Annotated in this window: 16 protein-coding genes; 5 read left to right on the forward strand and 11 right to left on the reverse strand. The window is 57.3% G+C overall.

Annotated features, from left to right (window positions below):
- Positions 1 to 60 precede the first annotated feature (60 nt).
- From DA792_RS06950 to DA792_RS06985, 7 genes are all read right to left on the reverse strand, one after another.
- The gene (locus DA792_RS06950; protein WP_107719293.1) at positions 61 to 984 is read right to left on the reverse strand and encodes a DMT family transporter; all 924 of its coding nucleotides are present in this window, start codon (positions 982 to 984) and stop codon (positions 61 to 63) included.
- 189 nt (positions 985 to 1,173) lie between these two features.
- The gene (locus DA792_RS06960; protein WP_254679402.1) at positions 1,174 to 2,298 is read right to left on the reverse strand and encodes an OmpP1/FadL family transporter; all 1,125 of its coding nucleotides are present in this window, start codon (positions 2,296 to 2,298) and stop codon (positions 1,174 to 1,176) included.
- Between the two features lie 228 nt (positions 2,299 to 2,526).
- Positions 2,527 to 3,423 carry a DMT family transporter gene (locus DA792_RS06965; protein WP_107719297.1) on the reverse strand — a complete coding sequence of 299 codons (897 nt, stop codon included), beginning with the start codon at positions 3,421 to 3,423 and terminating at the stop codon, positions 2,527 to 2,529.
- A complete protein-coding gene (locus DA792_RS06970) occupies positions 3,420 to 3,698 on the reverse strand; it encodes a putative quinol monooxygenase (protein ID WP_254679403.1) in 279 nt (92 codons plus the stop codon). Before DA792_RS06970 ends, DA792_RS06965 begins: the two co-directional genes overlap by 4 nt.
- Positions 3,699 to 3,835: 137 nt before the next feature.
- Positions 3,836 to 4,810, reverse strand: coding sequence for a hypothetical protein (locus DA792_RS06975; protein ID WP_159075190.1), 975 nt, complete (start codon positions 4,808 to 4,810; stop codon positions 3,836 to 3,838).
- Between the two features lie 109 nt (positions 4,811 to 4,919).
- Positions 4,920 to 6,491, reverse strand: a complete 1,572-nt coding sequence (guaA, locus tag DA792_RS06980) for a glutamine-hydrolyzing GMP synthase (RefSeq protein WP_107719301.1) — start codon at positions 6,489 to 6,491, stop codon at positions 4,920 to 4,922.
- 223 nt (positions 6,492 to 6,714) lie between these two features.
- The gene (locus DA792_RS06985) at positions 6,715 to 7,008 is read right to left on the reverse strand and encodes a DUF6477 family protein (protein ID WP_074641397.1); all 294 of its coding nucleotides are present in this window, start codon (positions 7,006 to 7,008) and stop codon (positions 6,715 to 6,717) included.
- Between the two features lie 357 nt (positions 7,009 to 7,365).
- Between DA792_RS06985 and DA792_RS06990 the strand changes: the two genes are divergently transcribed.
- Positions 7,366 to 8,538 (forward strand): DUF6456 domain-containing protein, encoded by a 1,173-nt coding sequence (locus DA792_RS06990; protein WP_107722599.1) that lies wholly within the window; start codon positions 7,366 to 7,368, stop codon positions 8,536 to 8,538.
- A gap of 253 nt (positions 8,539 to 8,791) precedes the next feature.
- On the opposite strand, the gene DA792_RS06995 is transcribed toward DA792_RS06990, so the two are convergent.
- On the reverse strand, positions 8,792 to 9,178 hold the full coding sequence (locus DA792_RS06995) for an STAS/SEC14 domain-containing protein (protein WP_107719305.1): 387 nt from the start codon (positions 9,176 to 9,178) through the stop codon (positions 8,792 to 8,794).
- A gap of 123 nt (positions 9,179 to 9,301) precedes the next feature.
- Entirely contained in the window at positions 9,302 to 10,753 is a 1,452-nt protein-coding gene (locus tag DA792_RS07000) for a catalase (protein ID WP_107719307.1), read from the reverse strand.
- A 116-nt stretch (positions 10,754 to 10,869) separates the two neighbouring features.
- Between DA792_RS07000 and DA792_RS07005 the strand changes: the two genes are divergently transcribed.
- Positions 10,870 to 11,796 (forward strand): hydrogen peroxide-inducible genes activator, encoded by a 927-nt coding sequence (locus DA792_RS07005; RefSeq protein WP_107719309.1) that lies wholly within the window; start codon positions 10,870 to 10,872, stop codon positions 11,794 to 11,796.
- On the opposite strand, the gene DA792_RS07010 is transcribed toward DA792_RS07005, so the two are convergent.
- Both DA792_RS07010 and DA792_RS07015 read right to left on the reverse strand, forming a co-directional pair.
- Positions 11,793 to 12,377, reverse strand: a complete 585-nt coding sequence (locus tag DA792_RS07010) for a YARHG domain-containing protein (RefSeq protein WP_159075191.1) — start codon at positions 12,375 to 12,377, stop codon at positions 11,793 to 11,795. The genes DA792_RS07005 and DA792_RS07010 overlap by 4 nt on opposite strands.
- A gap of 200 nt (positions 12,378 to 12,577) precedes the next feature.
- The gene (locus tag DA792_RS07015) at positions 12,578 to 13,126 is read right to left on the reverse strand and encodes a peroxiredoxin (protein WP_107719313.1); all 549 of its coding nucleotides are present in this window, start codon (positions 13,124 to 13,126) and stop codon (positions 12,578 to 12,580) included.
- Between the two features lie 86 nt (positions 13,127 to 13,212).
- On the opposite strand from DA792_RS07015, the gene lipA reads away from it, so the two are divergent.
- The 3 genes from lipA to DA792_RS07030 all read left to right on the forward strand — a co-directional run bounded on the left by lipA (position 13,213) and on the right by DA792_RS07030 (position 16,414).
- Positions 13,213 to 14,268 carry a lipoyl synthase gene (lipA, locus tag DA792_RS07020; protein WP_107719315.1) on the forward strand — a complete coding sequence of 352 codons (1,056 nt, stop codon included), beginning with the start codon at positions 13,213 to 13,215 and terminating at the stop codon, positions 14,266 to 14,268.
- 55 nt (positions 14,269 to 14,323) lie between these two features.
- The gene (locus DA792_RS07025) at positions 14,324 to 15,409 is read left to right on the forward strand and encodes a class I SAM-dependent RNA methyltransferase (protein WP_199908174.1); all 1,086 of its coding nucleotides are present in this window, start codon (positions 14,324 to 14,326) and stop codon (positions 15,407 to 15,409) included.
- 129 nt (positions 15,410 to 15,538) lie between these two features.
- Positions 15,539 to 16,414: a LysR family transcriptional regulator gene (locus DA792_RS07030; RefSeq protein WP_107719319.1), complete on the forward strand. Its 876-nt coding sequence runs from the start codon at positions 15,539 to 15,541 to the stop codon at positions 16,412 to 16,414.
- Positions 16,415 to 16,418: the final 4 nt, after the last annotated feature.

Raw genomic sequence — 16,418 nt, forward strand, 5'->3', positions numbered from 1 at the left:
GATCTTCCCTTGGGTGCCATGTGGGCGCGGCTGGAGCAAGGGGTTTTGGCACGGTCTGTATTATGTTTGCGCCGGTTTGATGCCTTTGAGCCGCGTCAAAATCCGACCATCAATCACCAAAAGCCCAAGCGCGATCAAACCAAATCCGGCATAGGCCGAGGGCGAGAGGCTTTCGCCCAACACAACGGCCCCGAGCGCGATCGACACCGGGGCGACGATCAACGTGGTCAGCGACGTGTTGCCCGCCCCCGCAGATTTGAGCACGCGGTAGTAGATCAAATAGGTCACGCCGGTGGCCATCACCGAAAGGTACAACAGCGCCCTCCAAGTGGAGGCCATGAGAGACATCGGCGGCGGACCAGACGTGACAAACGCCACGGGCAGGGCAAAAATGGCAGCCCCCGACAGCATCCCTGCGGCGGCGACTTGCGGTTTGAGATCGCCCAAAAGTCTGCGGCCAATGACATTGGACAGGCCATAAGACATCGTCGCCGCGATCATCGCCAATTGGCTCAGCGAGGTCAGATCAAAGGCATGAAGCGCATCCGGGCCGATCACCGTGACAATGCCCAAAACGCCCAAAATCACCCCCGCACCTTTGCGCAGGCCGAGCTTTTCATCGGCAAAAAACAGCGCCGCAAACAGCACGCCGAAAATCGCGGTGGCGGCGTTGAGAATGCCCGCAAGCCCTGAGGGAATGCGATGTTGCGCCCATGTGATCAAAAGAAACGGCAGGGCGGAGGTCAGGCAGCCGACCACGATAAAACGCCACAAATAGTGGCGCATTGGCGGGACCGGCAGGCCTTTGATCAAGACATAGGACCATAACACCAGCGCCGCGATGGTGACGCGCCCGGCGACGACCCAATAGATCGGCAACTCGCGGATCAACAGCGCGACGGACAGGAACGACCCGCCCCAGAGCAATCCCATGGCGGCAAGGCCAAGCCATGCGGCGGCGGAAATGGTTTTTTGCGGGGCCATGATGGGTGTCCTGTGGGAACAGTTTCGCTTGGCGCGGACCATGGCGGAGGGCGCGGGCGCAGGCAAACCGGAATTTGTGCAAAAGAGGATCACGAAATGTGATCGGCAATGTGAAATGCATATGAAAAGGCCCCGCAGAGGGGCGGGGCCTTTGAAACATCCATTTTGACAGGGTGTTTGACCCGTGGATTAGAACGAGTGCGAAATTTTGATGCCAAACGCGGTGGCGTCATTGCCTGTGAACTCACCAAATGTGGTGCCCGGTGCCGTTGGGTTTTCGGTTTCGGCATCGCCGATCCAAACGTAGCGCACGCCACCCGAAATCGCGGTTTGCTCGGTGATCTGGTATTTCAGGCCAAGACCCAGCGAGGCGTAGCCATCGGTTGGGCCGAGGTTGCCGGAATAGCCGCCGCTGGATTTTTCATAGCCAACCATGATCGAACCGCTCAGTTTGTCATTGAACCGGCGCCCGACACCCAAGCTGTAGGAGATCGTGTCATTGTCGTAATCGACAAGCGCATCGCCAGCACTGGCGACATAGGCGGTCGGCGAAATGTCAAAGGCGGTCCATTCGGCCCAACGCACGGAGGCCATCAACAGCGTATCTGCGGCAATCCCGGTTTGAAAATCGAGATTGACCGATTGCGGCAGGCGGGTTTCCATCGGGCTGTCAAAAACGCCGTTCTCGGTCGTGGTAAAATCATGGGTGATTTCAGAGTTATAGGTCAGAGCCGCGCGTAGGGCGATGTCGGGGATCTCATAGGCCGCACCGATCACATAGCCCCAATCGGTTTCTGTGGTGGTCTTCATCGTATAGCCGTTGGACAGCGCAACTTTGCCTTTCGAGGTCACTTCACGCACACCACCAAGAACCGAGATGCGGTCGTTGATTTTGTAGCGCAGCACTGCAGTCAGGCTGTTGGAGTCGATCGAGGCTGTCGAACCGACATAGGCGTAGGGCGCGGGGGAGTCCGCGAAGGAATAATTGACGTCAGCCCCAAAAGGTTGGTCAAAAATCAATGCAACGCTGAATTTATCGCTGATATCGGTTTTATAGGCGGCACCGACAGATGTGTAGGACTCGACCATGTTGCCAGAGGTCTGACCCAAGCCCGGAACGACAGTCGTGCCGTCATTATAAGTGCCGGTTTGAACGCCTGATACCGTTGGGTTCACGCTCCCAAACGAGAATTCCAAATAGCTGCCATCTTCAAAAATTGGCGCGATGGATTGGCCGGACCGGTCGATCCCACCTGCAAATGCGCCTGTCGCACCGACGGTGCAGGCCAATGCCAAAATTGATGTGTTCTTCATATTCTCCATCCCTAAACGAGCCCTGGGCGCGTTTCCTTTATGTATTTTGCCGACACGGTTTTATTTTGTCGATCTGGTGGTTCAGTGGTGTTGTCACTGTCTTGTGATGTCATTGCGCGAATTGCCGCACTTGTTATGATCTCAGCCTAAGCCTGCGCGAAATTTCAAGCAATTCTGACGCCGCGTCATTGTTTTAAAATGATAAATTGCTGCGCTGCAACAGCGGGGTCACGCGGGTCGCTTTGCTGTGCGCCGGGATTCAGAGAGGATGTTGATGTAATTGGCGGCAAAAATGATACCAGCCCCAATAAAAACAAAAATATCAAGGCTTTCGCCATAAAGAAGCATCCCAACCACACCGATCACAGGCAGGCGCAGAAAGTCAATGGGCGTGACGATGGAGGCGGGGGCAAGGCTCAGCGCTTTGGTCAGACAAAAATGCGCGCCAAGCCCGGCCAGAGCGATCCAAACCACCCAAGGTAGGTCCGTAAGCGTGAGCCATGCGGCAGAGCCATCCATCATGGCGCAGACAAAGCCAAACAAAAGTTGCAGCGTCACCATCCAGAACATGATGGCGAGGATAGACACGTTGACCGTGCGGGTGAGTTGTTTGGTGAACAAAGCCGAGGTGGCAAATCCAAAGGCACAGGCCATGGCGGCAAGCAAACCGATGGACAGGCCATCGGCACCAAACGGGCGGGCCACGATCAGGATGCCGGCAAAGCCCATCAGCGCAGCCAAAGCCCGTGTTGGGGTCATTTTTTCGCCCAAAAATAGGGTGGCGCCCAAGCCCACGAGAATGGGATAGGAAAATTCCAGTGCGAAAAGTTGCGCCAGCGGGATCAACGTCAGGGCGAAGAGCCACAGGTTTTGACCGGCAAAATGGCCCAGGTTTCGACCGACGTGAAGCGGCAGGGACCGCGGTCTAAGCTCGGACAGGCGGCCCTGAAAAATCGCGACAGGCAAGACGATCATCAGGCCAAACAGCGAGCGGTAGCCCAAAATTTCGAATGTATCGAGGTTGGCCGACACCAAGCGCCCAGCCACAGCCATGGAAGAAAAGCCGAACACGGCGCCCATCATCCAAAAGGCGGCGCGGATCGGGTGCGTCGGCGCGTTGGTCATAGCACGCTCTTGGTGAAATCTCGGATCATATGTTTGGTGACGCGGCCCCAATCAGAGCTATGGGTGCGGTCCTGATGGGCGGTAAAATCGGCCTCACTGCGAAACACTTCGCTGACATGAAAACAGCACGGATCAAGTTCGTCTTGCCAAAGATCAAAGGACAGACACCCCGGTTCGGCCTCGCTGAGACGTTGGTGGCGGGGCAAAAGTGCCACAACGCTCTCGACCTCATGCGCGTCACAGCGCATCGTTCCTGTCAGCATGACTTTTGCCAAATCGCGCCCTCCCGTCGACTGATCCCCCAGTGGCAGCCGTTTTCCTTTTGACTGCTTAGTTCGAACCAGACCAGATTCCAAAGAAAATGCGCTGTGATCACAGAGGCATCCGTGCACAGGGGGCTTTTTCAAACGCGTCAGGCTTTGGTATGGTTTGGGGGATTTAGCGCTGGGATTTGGGGTCCAAATCGGTCCCGTAATTCGCTTTCCCAAGCGTCATACCTGTCCGCGTCGTCGTGAACAGGCGTGTTGCGGCGCAGCGGGGACAGATCAACGCCATATTGGGGTTCGATCTCGGCGCGCCGGTCGATCAAATCGTTCATCGTCAAACAGGGCAAACCCGCCTGACGCGCTGAATGCAATGTGGTGCAGTGGCTGAGGTAGAACATTTGATAGGCCGTGCGGGGTGTAAGCTGTTTTGCCAAAGTTCTGCCAAGTGCAATCTGGCGTTCAAAACCCGGTCGCCGCATCAAAAAGGCAAAGAGGGCCACGCGAGATATGGCATTGGGCAAGAGGTCCAAGACAACCTGACGCGTGGCCTTGGCGGACAGCAATTGGATCAGGGTGCAGGGAAGAAAATACTCATTTTGGGGCCAGCCATAGGAGCGGAACTGGCTGTGCGGGTCGCGGTAAAGGTAAAACCCACTCCCGTCTGCGCCAAGTGGCATGCCCTGCAAATGTCGACCTGAGCGGCAAAACCCGAAAAAGGCACGTTTTCCTTGATCGTCTGCGACACGTTTACAGGCCTCCAAATAGGCCAGCGCGCGCGGATTGGGGCGGGTCCGGTAGGGCGTTGAGAGTGTGCTTGATCTGTCGAACAGCCTCCAAAGCGGCTTTCCGGTTAAAGGGTCTGTCAGAAGATATGCATCGAAATAGCCCCCGGTCCACGTCGGATGCCGCAGCTCTTGTGTCTGTTTGGATTGGTTCTGTCGCGCCAGCTTGATCCGTTTGGGTGACCCGCAGGTTTCATGAAATGGCTCGTAAAAGACCAGATAGTCGTCTGAGGAAAGAAAGCACCGGGCAAGGGCTGTGCTGCCCGTGCGCCACATTGAATGCGCAAAGACGTGGCCTTTGCTGCTGTGAGGTTTGGGGCTCTGAACTGTTTTTTCCATTGAGACCCCCAAACCGATCAACACATGTTGATGTCATACCACAAGGGTGTCGCTCGGCTGTGCGCCCTTTCCTTGGTGCGCCCCTCATGTGCCCCTGTCGTCTGGACTGTTACTCCAGCTCAATCGTGCCCGGCGGCTTTGAGGTGCAGTCATAAAACACCCGGTTGATGCCTTTGACCTCGTTGATGATCCGGGTCGACGTTTCGCCCAGGAAATCATGGCTGAACGGGTAGTAATCCGCCGTCATGCCATCGACAGAGGTCACGGCGCGCAAGGCGAGCGCGAAATCATAGGTCCGCCCGTCCCCCATCACGCCGACGGTGCGCATCGGCAAGATTGCGGCGAAGGCCTGCCAAATCTCGTCATAGAGCCCATGTTTGCGGATCTGGTCGATGTAAACCGCATCGGCCTTTTGCAGAATCGCCAGTTTTTCGCGGGTGATTTCACCTGGACAGCGGATCGCAAGACCCGGACCAGGGAAGGGGTGGCGACCGATGAAGGAGGCCGGAAGGCCCAGCTCATGACCCAGCGCGCGGACCTCGTCTTTGAACAAGGCGCGCAGCGGTTCGACCAGTTTCAGCCCCATTTTTTCCGGCAGACCGCCGACGTTATGGTGCGATTTGATCGTCACTGAGGGACCGCCCGAGAAGGACACGGATTCGATCACGTCGGGGTAAAGCGTGCCTTGGGCCAGGAATTTCGCATCCTTGATCTCATTGGCGTATTTCTGGAACACGTCGATGAACAGCTTGCCGATGATCTTGCGCTTGGTTTCAGGGTCCGAGACTCCCTCCAATTCGCCTAAGAACAGGTCGGACTCATCGGCATGGATCAGTTTGATATTGTAATTGTCGCGGAACATTTTCACGACTTGCTCGGCCTCATTCAGCCGCAACAGCCCGTGATCGACGAACACACAGGTCAGTTGCTCGCCAATCGCCTCATGCAACAGAATCGCGGTGACCGAACTGTCAACGCCACCGGACAGGCCGCAAATCACATGATTGTCGCCCACCTGTTCACGGATTTTCGAAATCATTTCCTCACGATAGGCACCCATGGTCCAATCGCCGGTAAAGCCCGCAAGCCGTACGAAATTCTCATAAATCGTTGCGCCGTTCGGCGTGTGATGCACTTCGGGGTGAAACTGCACCGCGTAGAAGTTGCGCTCAAGATCCGCAGTGATCGCGAAAGGTGCGCCGGGGCTTGTGCCAAAGACCTCAAAGCCGGGGGCAATTTCGGCGACATGGTCGCCATGCGACATCCAGACTTGTTCTTTGCCTGTGCCATCCATGAACCAGCCGTTCAAAAACTCCGGGCGGGTCTCTGTTGGCGTCACATAGGCGCGGCCAAATTCGGCGGTCGCATGTTCGCCCGCTTCGACCCGGCCGCCCAGGTCATGCATCATCACCTGCTGGCCATAGCAAATGCCCAAAATCGGCACGCCCAGATCATAGGCCGCTTTCGGTGGCCGCGGGCTGCCTTCGCGCATCACCGAATCCGGGCCGCCGGAAAAGATGATCGCTTTCGGCGCAATCTCTTTCAGCAACGTCTCGGTGACGTTTTGATAGGGGTGAATTTCGCAAAAGACATTCAACTCACGCAGACGACGCGCAATGAGCTGCGTCACCTGAGAGCCAAAGTCGATGATGAGGAGGCGGTCATGGATCACTTGAGTCATGACATGCCTTTACCCGTAGGCCTGCCTCTGTGGCAAGATGGATTCCCGCCATATGTGCCCAATAAGCGGCCAATGAATGCGGATTTTTCTGGTCGCAGGGGTTCGCTTTGGCGTGTGGACGCTTTTGCACAAAAGAACCCCCCGTTTCGGCCCCTCTCGATCTTAAAACAGAGACGGCGGAAATGGGGGGTGTTGGCGCCCGGGCGGGGTGCTCAAATCAGGTTCAGGCGGCGGTTTGTTCGCGTGGCAAAAGGCGGGCCTCACCCATCAACGCAATCAACACTTCGACATGGCGCGTCACATTATAGGCCGCATCGCCTGAGCGGCGGGTTTCTTCGATCTTGGCTTCTTCTTCGATCAAAGAGGACACGGCGCGTGCGGGCGAGGGCGCATTGGCCGTGCGCATGACCCGTTTGAGGTCGCGGTTGCGGTTGTAATCATTGAGACCAAAGCGGGCGGCGCGGATCAAAAGGCGTGGGCGGCGCAGGGTATTGAGCAGGGTTGTGACATCATTCATGGTCTTGGTCTCCTGTTGCATGAGTGCCCGCGTTTTTGAGGGATGTCTGTGTTGGACATGTGGCCCCGTCATCGCGGTTCTTCATCACTTTTGCACAACCTAAGCGTGTGTTGCGCATTGTTTCCAAATTGCGAACGGTCCTTTGCGGGCTTGTTTATAAATTGGAAACGATAATGACCAAACGGGAAACAATTAACGTTTAGGTAACCAATGCAACTCATGGTTGTGGATAGATTCGGGGGAAATCGGCGGGATAACCTGTGTAAAACACATGTATATCCTGTGGGTTGGTGAAGGCTCTCGATTTCAACTGTGTCTAAAATGGAAACAATTCTGAAGAGTGAACTTGGGGGAACGATGTTGGAACACGGGAAGTATTTATCTGTACGGGGGCAGGCCCTGCCAAATTGGGTGCCGCAGGAGGCACAAAGATATTTGGCACATACGGAAGCGGGCGACACCATTCGCGAATTGGCCCGAAAGGGGGGCTGTGCACCCTCAACCGTGATGCGTCAGGTGCGTAAAGTTGAACAAAAACGCGATGACCCGTTGATTGACGAAGCTCTGACCACTCTCAGCCGCCTCACCCCAAAAGACACGCATGACACAGCCCCGTTTCAAGACGCAGGTTGCCCTAAGCCCCCAGCGAAGGACATGGACACAATGACAGACCAAACGCCGTTCGATCACGCCGATGGGCAGACCCCACCAGATGATGCCACCATTGCCCGCGAAGCGCGGCGCATTTTGCGTCGTTTGTCTGAGCCGGGCGCTTGTCTGGCCGTGGCGAAGGATATGGAAAAGGCCGTGGTGGTGCGCGATCTGCCGGATGGGCGCACCACACGTACCGCCGTTTTGGATCGCCCCATCGCACAGGCGATGGCGCTCAAAGATTGGATCACGGCGCAGGCCAAGGGCAAAATCACCCGCTACACCATTACGGCCGCAGGCCGCGCCGCGTTGCGCCGGTTTTTGGCCGAAGATGAGAGTGCGCGGGCCGGCTTTGCCGAGGCTCCGATGAAATTTGGCGATCAGCACCGCGATTGGGCGTTTCGCGATGAGCCGACCCTCTCTGAGGATAAGCCCAAACGCATCCGTTACAACGCCGCCGAAAGCCCGGTGATGGTCCTCTCGCGGCGGCGCGACAAAGGCGGCGAAGCGTTTTTGCCGCCCGATCTGGTGGCTGCGGCTGAACGGTTGCGCGAGGATTTTGAGCTTGCGCAAATGGGGCCGCGTGTGGCGCAAAATTGGGATCGCTTTCTCACCGGCGGCGGGCGCGGTGAGTTTTCCGGCGATGCCAAAGGCTTTGGCCCCGAAGCCGCCAAGGCGCGCGTGGCTGCGGCTTTGGCCGATCTTGGGCCGGGGCTTGGCGATGTGGCGTTGCGGTGCTGTTGCTATCTGGAAGGCATGGAGCAGGCGGAAAAGCGCATGGGGTGGTCAGCGCGTTCTGGCAAAATCGTCCTGCGCATCGCACTACAGCGGCTCAAAGCGCATTACGATCAGGCCGGATATTCGAATCTTATTGGGTGATTGGCGTTAAAAATCGCTCCAGTGGAGCGATTTAGCCAATCACGCGAAAACACTCCTGTTTTCGCCGGGGCGTTAAAAATCGCTCCAGTGGAGCGATTTAGCCAATCACGCGAAAACACTCCTGTTTTCGCCGGGGCGTTAAAAAACGCTCCAGTGGAGCGATTTAGCCAATCACGCGAAGCCCCCAGTTTTCGCCGGGGCGCTCTGTCTGACGAAACGCGCCACTGGCGCGTTTCCTTTGTTTTTCAGGCCATTAGGCCGCAGGTGTAGAATCTACACTGGCCGCAAAGGCCCGCGCCTCGGCGCGCTGGTCAGGGCCAAACATCTTGATTTCGATTTTTGGAAACAGCGGCTGTATCATCCCAACCCAAGTTCCGACCCAGTTGCGGTCGGTGACGATGGACATATGGTGAAAATCGCTCCAGCGACGGATCAAGGAGACTTCATAGCGAACATCTTCGATCAGAGCGCCAGCGGTGACATCGGTAAACCCAATGAGATCAACCATCAGCCCATAGGGCGCAGGCCGTTCCAACATGGGCGCAAGGGCTGCCTCGGCGGAGACGATGTCCTCTTTGCTGATTTTGCCCTCAATGGTGAGAGCAAGAGCTTTATCGTTGAGAGTATCTATGTGGATCATGGTGCTGTCCTTTTCTGGTCAGTCTGTCCTGTTCACCCCTTTTAGATGGGCATTTTTCAACAAAAATAAAGAGCCGGACTCTGTCCGACCCTTTCAAGTTTTATGTCAGGCCTGTGAGGCCGTTCAGGCGTCAAGCTTGGCCAATTCCGAGCGAACTCCGGCCTCATAGTCCGGGTGCACCCGGCCCAAAACCGCCAGCCAACGGTCCCGCACAGAAGGTGAGCACGGCGCCATCGCACCTGCCATATTGGCATGCAGGCGAGCGCGTTCTTCCATCCCCATCACCGCGGCGTAAAGTGCGCGGGGCTGGACGTAATCGGCATCCGCATCCTCTTGGACATATTTATCCGCGTCGCCTGAGATCTTCAGCGGCGGCTCGGCCACGCTCATATCCGGCTTGGCGCTCTCGGCATATTGGTTTGGTTCGTAATAGGCATCACTATGTCCGGTGTTCGGCCCCATGAAATTCATCGCGCCGTCTTTGTGGTAGTGATGCACCGGGCATTTGGGCGCATTGGCGGGCAGGGCCTCGTAATGGGTGCCAAGGCGATACCGGTGTGCGTCGGCATATGCAAAGACGCGGGCTTGCAACATTTTATCGGGGCTAAAGCCGATGCCTGGCACTTTGTTCGAGGGGGAATAGGCCGCGTTTTCAACCATTTGAAAGTAGTTGTCGGGGTTTTTGTTGAACTCCAACATACCCACGGGGATCAACGGGAATTGATCATGCGGCCAGACTTTGGTCAGATCGAACGGATTGAACGCCACCGTTTCGGCCTGTGCCTCGGGCATCACCTGAATGTTGAGTTCCCATTTCGGAAAATTTCCGGCCTCGATCGCGGCAAACAGATCCTCTTGGTAGCTCTCGCGGGTCTTGCCAATCAGGGTTTCGGCCTCTTCAGAACTGTGGTTTTTGATCCCCTGCTGGTTGCGGAAATGGAATTTGACCCAGACCCGTTCGCCCGCTTTGTTCCACATCGAATAGGTGTGTGAGCCGTAGCCGTGCATATGCATCGGGTTCACCGGGATGCCGCGATCGGACATCAGGATGGTGACTTGGTGCACGGATTCAGGCTGCGCCGCCCAGAAATCAAACATCGCCTCAGGAGAGCGCAGATTGGTTTTCGGGTGGCGTTTTTGGGTGCGGATAAAGTCGGGGAATTTGAACCCGTCGCGGATGAAAAACACCGGGGTGTTGTTGCCGACCACGTCCCAATTGCCCTCATCGGTGTAGAATTTCACCGAGAACCCGCGCACATCGCGCTCGGCATCCGCCGCGCCCAATTCGCCCGCCACGGTGGACCAGCGCGAAAGGATGTCACAGGTGTTTCCGACCTTCGAGAAAATATCGGCGCATGTGTATTGCGTGATGTCATGGGTGACGGTGAAAGTGCCCTGGGCACCCCAACCTTTGGCATGGACCACACGCTCGGGGATGCGTTCGCGGTTTTGATGGGCCAGTTTTTCGATCAACTGGTAATCGTCAAGCATCACCGGCCCGCGCGGACCTGCGGTTTTGGATGTATCATTGTGGGACACCGGCGCGCCGGCGGAGGTGGTTAAACGGGTGGTCATGTCTGTCTCTTCCTGAATGTGGGTCTGCATCTTGCGGAGAGTGTGTCACCGGGCGTAAATTAAATGAAATTGTACTTTATGTAGTTTGGTATTAGTTAAAATTATGGAGGCCTGCCATGTTGACGCTTAGACAAATGACCTATTTCACCGCCTTGGCCGACACGCGCAGTTTTTCCGCTGCGGCCGAGCGTGTGCATGTCACGCAACCCGCTTTGTCCCAGCAAATCAAAGAGATGGAATTGAATCTGGGCGCGCAATTGGTCGAGCGGCTGCCGCGCGACATTCGTTTGACGCGGGAAGGGCAAGTGGTGTTGGAACGGGCCCATAAGATTTTGGCGATGACCCGCGATCTGGAAGCCGAGATTCGCCAATCCAAAGGGCTGAGCGGGCGGTTGAGCCTTGGGGTGATCCCAACGATTGCGCCCTATCTGTTGCCGCGCGCCCTGACCCGGATCAAAGCCGCAGCGCTTGATCTCGATCTGCGGGTGCGCGAGGCCCAGACCGCCGATCTTTTGACGGCGGTGATCAACGGCCGGTTGGACGCGGCGGTGATCGCGCTGCCCTATGATGTGACTGGGCTGTTGGCGGAGCCGCTGTTTACGGATTGTTTCCTGTTGGCGGGTTCAAAATCCCGGATTGAGGCGCTCAGCGCGGCGATTGCGCCGCCGCGCCCCACCGATCTGCCGCCCGATGCGCTTTTGCTGTTGGACGAGGGCCATTGTTTGGCCGATCAGGCTTTGGATGTCTGCGGCCTGACCCGTTCGCGTCAAACCGTTGATTTGGGCGCGTCTTCTTTGTCAACGCTGTGTGGCTTGGTGGCACAGGGGTTTGGCCTGACCTTTGTGCCCGAAATCGCCCTGTGTTCCGAACAGGCGGCCAGCCCCGATATGACAGTCTTGCGCTTTCCCGACCCACAGCCGCAACGCACCATCGCTTTGGTACGGCGGCATTCGACGGAGGCCAAAACATGGTTCACCGATTTGGCCGCGCTTCTCTCAGAGGCGGGCAGTGAGGTGATGGAGGAGGCGCGCAGGCGCGGTTAACCGGCCGCCGCCAGACATTGTATGCCGCTGTTTGGGTCAAACATCGCCCAGCCCGCCGCCGTGACGCGCTCAGAGTGCGGGGCTGTGACGATGATATAGGTCCACGCGCCGATGTCAGTGTGCCGCGTGCGATACCAATCGCCGGGCTCAAGCGCACTGATGACACCGCTGTTCGACTCCGGTCCGGCCAAAAGCGACACCCCATTTCCGGTATAGCCCATACAGAGGAAGCCCTCTCCCTCTTCAAAAAGGCTCGGCTGCTCCACCAAAATCCTGCGGAACTGGATGTCATCAAGGGCGAGATAGGTGCTTTGCGTGTTGAGTTTACAGCCCTGATACTGTTCGATTTCCCGCAGTTCCGCCACGCGTTCTGCGTCCCAGGATGTCAGCGACACGTTTTTGCCAATGCAATCGGAATTGTCAAAATAGGTCTGGCCCAATGGTGTGCCAAAGCAATAGCCAGACCGGTCCATGATCCAATTTCGACTATACCACAGGTCCTCACAGGTCCCGGCATGGGCAGGGCCAGCGGGCAGGGCGAAGGGGAGAAATGTGAGACAGATCAACAGTAAGGCGCGCATATGAGCTCCGTAAATCAGTATTCGGCTGAACCTTAAGGTCATTTTCTAAACAACTGGTATTCAAATCTACAAATTGAAATCAGCTATGCGCCTCGCGAAGTCCCGTTATGCAGGCGTTCCGGTGGGTGTTCCCATGCTGCACATGCAAAAGGCCCGCAGGAGGCTGTCCCACGGGCCTTTCCAAGAGCTGTTCGACGGTCTTATGCGACGGCTTCGGCTTTTGCCTCTTTGAGGTAGGACAGCACGGTTTCGGGCGAGGAGACGCCATAGGGGTCTTCGCCGTGGTTGTCGCACAGGCCCGGCTCTTCGAACCAGGCTTCGATCATGCCGTCGTTGACGACAGCGGCATAGCGCCAGGAACGCAGGCCAAAGCCCAGGTTGTCTTTGCGCACCAACATGCCCATGCGGCGGGTGAATTCGCCGGAGCCATCAGGGATGACTTTGACATTTTTAAGCTCTTGAGATTGCGCCCATTTGTTCATGACAAAGCTGTCATTGACGGACATGCAATAGATCTCGTCGATGCCTTCGGCTTGGAAATCGGCAAAGCCATTCTCAAAGCCCGGCAATTGGTAGGTTGAGCAGGTCGGGGTGAAGGCGCCCGGCAGGGAGAACAACACAACGCGTTTGCCAGCAAAGTAATCGGCGGTGGTTTTGTCTTCCCATTTGAACGGGTTGTCGCCGCCAATGCTGTCGTCACGCACGCGGGTGTGGAAGGTCACTTCGGGCAGTTTATATCCGGCTTTCATAGCTCAGCTCCTGTTTGGGTGTCCCGGGAGAGCGGGACGCAGACTTCTATCGCAGCCCTTTTAGAGCGATTCTAAAGCGTGCTTCAATGCAGGCGCGGCGAAAAATGCCGCAGAAGCAAATGGCGTGGTTTTCGCGAGACATTTGCGGGCAGACTGCCTATATCATGGTCCAAACGGAGAAAGGCCCTGCCATGCGTGATCTCAAGATTCCCGACCAACGCCATCCTGAAAAGGCGCATCGGGCTGACAATGCCCAGCCGAAAAAGCCGGATTGGATCCGGGTAAAGGCACCGACCTCGGCAGGCTATAAAGAAACGCATCGCATCATGCGCGAGCATAAGCTGGTGACGGTCTGCGAAGAGGCGGGTTGCCCGAACGCCGGTGAATGCTGGTCGCAAGGCCACGCCACGATGATGATCATGGGTGAAATTTGCACCCGCGGCTGTACCTTTTGTAACGTCGCCACCGGCCGCCCGGATGCGCTTGATGTGTTTGAACCGGGCCGTGTTGCCGATGCCGTGCAAAAACTCGGCCTCAAACATGTGGTGATCACCTCGGTCGACCGCGATGATTTGGAAGACGGTGGGGCAGAGCATTTTGCCCAGACCATCCGCGCCATCCGTCACCGTGCGCCGGAGACCACGATCGAAATTCTCACGCCGGATTTTTTGAAATGTTCCGATGCCGTGTTGGAAACCGTCGTGGCTGCCAAGCCCGATGTGTTCAATCACAACCTTGAGACTGTGCCAGGTCTCTACCCGACCGTGCGTCCCGGCGCGCGCTATTTCCACTCGCTGCGCTTGCTTCAGCGGGTGAAAGAGCTTGATCCGACGATGTTCACCAAATCCGGTATCATGGTGGGTCTGGGTGAGGATCGCCAATCGGTGCATCAGGTGATGGATGACATGCGCGCCGCCGACATCGACTTTTTGACCATCGGTCAGTACCTTCAACCGACACCAAAACACCATGCGGTGGATCGGTTTGTCACCCCGGACGAATTCAAAGCCTATGAAAAAACCGCCTATGGCAAAGGGTTCTTGATGGTCTCGGCCACGCCGCTGACGCGCTCGTCCTACCATGCGGGCGACGACTTTGCGCGCCTGCGCGACAACCGTTTGCAAAAGCTCGGCCGGGCCTGACGTGACCGACCAGACATTTGAGATTTTCCTCACCGCCCCGCCGGGGCTGGAGCCGATGCTTATGGCTGAGGTGCAGCAGGCGGGGTTTGACGCGCCTGTGCTCTCGCCGGGCGGGGTGACGATCCGTGGCACATGGGACGATGTCTGGCGGGCCAACCTGTGTTTGCGCGGGGTGTCGAAAGTTTTGGCGCGGATTGGCGAATTTCGCGCCTTTCATTTGGCGCAACTCGACAAACGTGCGCGCAAATTCCCATGGGGCGAGATTTTGGGGCAGGGCGTGCTGACCGAGGGCCTCTCCCTCAAGGTCGAAGTCACCACCAACAAAAAGTCGAAAATCTATCACGCGGGGGCCGCGGTCGAGCGGTTTGAACGCGCCATTGCCGAGGAATTCGGCGCCAAGATTGCCGAAGGCTTGGAGGACGCCGATTTGGTGATCAAGGCCCGGTTTGACGACAATAACATTCAGCTTTCCGTTGATACCTCCGGCGAGGGATTGCACAAACGTGGCCACAAACAGGCGATGGGCAAAGCGCCGATGCGCGAGACCATGGCGGCACTGTGTTTGCGCGCCTGTGGCTATGATGGCACGGAGCCGGTGCTCGACCCGATGTGTGGCTCGGGCACCTTTGTGATCGAGGCGGCGGAAATCGCGCGGCACATGATGGCCGGACGTGCCCGCCGCTTTGCCTTTGAGAACCTTGCCACCTATGATCCGGCGCGGGTGCAAAACATCAAAGCGGATTGGCAAAATCGCGAGAGCGCTTTGCAGTTTTACGGCTCAGATCGCAATGTGAACGTTGTGCGCATGGCGAACGAAAATGCCGAGCGCGCGGGGGTGGCCGATATGTGTACCTTTCTGCCTGTGCCCGTGTCCGAGATCACCCGCCCCGAGGGTGCGACCGGCCTTGTCATCGTCAACCCGCCCTATGGTGCGCGGATCGGCAAGAAAAAGGACCTGTTCGCGCTCTATTCTGCCTTTGGCGAGGTGATGAAAGACCGGTTTTCCGGCTGGCGCGTCGGCATGATCACCTCTGATGATCAATTGGCACAGGCCACAACGCTCCCTTGGTTGCCCCCTCTGGCTCCCATCGCTCATGGCGGTCTCAAAGTTCGGCTGTATCAGACCGCGCCCCTGGTGTGATCCGGGGGGAATGGGGCCTGTTCCAGGGCGATCTGCCTTGTGCGAAAATGTGAATCCTGTGATCTCGCTCAATGCAATCTTGCACGCCTCTATGTTAAAATAACGCATCATAGCAAGAGAAGGTGTTTGATGATGCATAGGCCAAATTGGGATGATTTTCGCTTTGTTCTGGCCGTCGCGCGCACTGGCTCTGTTTCGGGCGCGGCGCGGGAACTGGGCGTCAATCACGCGACGGTGTTGCGCCGGGTTGCCGCGATTGAATCGCGTCTTGGTGTTGAGTTGTTCGAAAAATCCGTGCGCGGGTATGACATTTCGCCGGAAAAGCTGCGCCTGATTGAAGCCGCGCGCGAGGTCGAAATCGCCGTCAACGCGGTCGAGCGTATGGCGCGCGCGGGTGAGGCACCTTTGGCAGGGGTGATCCGCGTCACCTCGACCGATACGTTTTGCCATAAAATCCTGCCGCCGCTTTTGGCGCGTCTGTCGCAGCGCGAAACGGATTTGTCCTTCGAGCTTTTGTCGAACAACGCTCATCTTGATTTGTCGCGGCTTCATGCCGATGTGACCGTGCGTCCAACCTATAAATTGCCCGACGATCTGATCGGCGATATGGCAGCGCAAATGGGGTTTGGCTTTTATGCCGCCTCAAATGATGTGCCTGACGATCATTGGTTGGGGCTGACCGGGGCCATCGGACGTTCGCCCGTCGCGCAAAAGCTGCGCGAGGAATTGGACCGGCGTGCCGTCACCTTCACCGCCGCCGCCGACAGTTTTCTGTCGCTGCAATCTTTGGCCGAGGCCGGGTTGGGGAGGGTGATGTTGCCCGCGTTTTTGGGCAATGGGTCGGCGCGTTTGGTGCGGGTCGCGCCGGTGCTTGAGGTGCCGCCTGTGCCAATTTATGTCGCCTCTCACGCGGATCTGGCCGACGCACCCCGGCTGCGCTTGGCCCGCGCCCGGATTTCGGCGGCACTTGAGGCTGAGCAGGAGCGGCTCTTGGGGCGCAGATGATCTA

Origin of the sequence: Celeribacter baekdonensis, from assembly GCF_003047105.1 — a bacterium.
GTDB classification, from domain to species: domain Bacteria; phylum Pseudomonadota; class Alphaproteobacteria; order Rhodobacterales; family Rhodobacteraceae; genus Celeribacter; species Celeribacter baekdonensis_B.

Coding starts and splice junctions, on each gene's coding strand:
- DA792_RS06950 (WP_107719293.1), bottom strand. CDS start 984: ATGGCCCCGCAAAAAACCATTTCCGCCGCCGCATGGCTTGGCCTTGCC.
- DA792_RS06960 (WP_254679402.1), bottom strand. CDS start 2,298: ATGAAGAACACATCAATTTTGGCATTGGCCTGCACCGTCGGTGCGACA.
- DA792_RS06965 (WP_107719297.1), bottom strand. CDS start 3,423: ATGACCAACGCGCCGACGCACCCGATCCGCGCCGCCTTTTGGATGATG.
- DA792_RS06975 (WP_159075190.1), bottom strand. CDS start 4,810: ATGGAAAAAACAGTTCAGAGCCCCAAACCTCACAGCAGCAAAGGCCAC.
- guaA (WP_107719301.1), bottom strand. CDS start 6,491: ATGACTCAAGTGATCCATGACCGCCTCCTCATCATCGACTTTGGCTCT.
- DA792_RS06985 (WP_074641397.1), bottom strand. CDS start 7,008: ATGAATGATGTCACAACCCTGCTCAATACCCTGCGCCGCCCACGCCTT.
- DA792_RS06990 (WP_107722599.1), top strand. CDS start 7,366: ATGTTGGAACACGGGAAGTATTTATCTGTACGGGGGCAGGCCCTGCCA.
- DA792_RS06995 (WP_107719305.1), bottom strand. CDS start 9,178: ATGATCCACATAGATACTCTCAACGATAAAGCTCTTGCTCTCACCATT.
- DA792_RS07000 (WP_107719307.1), bottom strand. CDS start 10,753: ATGACCACCCGTTTAACCACCTCCGCCGGCGCGCCGGTGTCCCACAAT.
- DA792_RS07005 (WP_107719309.1), top strand. CDS start 10,870: ATGTTGACGCTTAGACAAATGACCTATTTCACCGCCTTGGCCGACACG.
- DA792_RS07010 (WP_159075191.1), bottom strand. CDS start 12,377: ATGCGCGCCTTACTGTTGATCTGTCTCACATTTCTCCCCTTCGCCCTG.
- DA792_RS07015 (WP_107719313.1), bottom strand. CDS start 13,126: ATGAAAGCCGGATATAAACTGCCCGAAGTGACCTTCCACACCCGCGTG.
- lipA (WP_107719315.1), top strand. CDS start 13,213: ATGCAGGCGCGGCGAAAAATGCCGCAGAAGCAAATGGCGTGGTTTTCG.
- DA792_RS07025 (WP_199908174.1), top strand. CDS start 14,324: ATGCTTATGGCTGAGGTGCAGCAGGCGGGGTTTGACGCGCCTGTGCTC.
- DA792_RS07030 (WP_107719319.1), top strand. CDS start 15,539: ATGATGCATAGGCCAAATTGGGATGATTTTCGCTTTGTTCTGGCCGTC.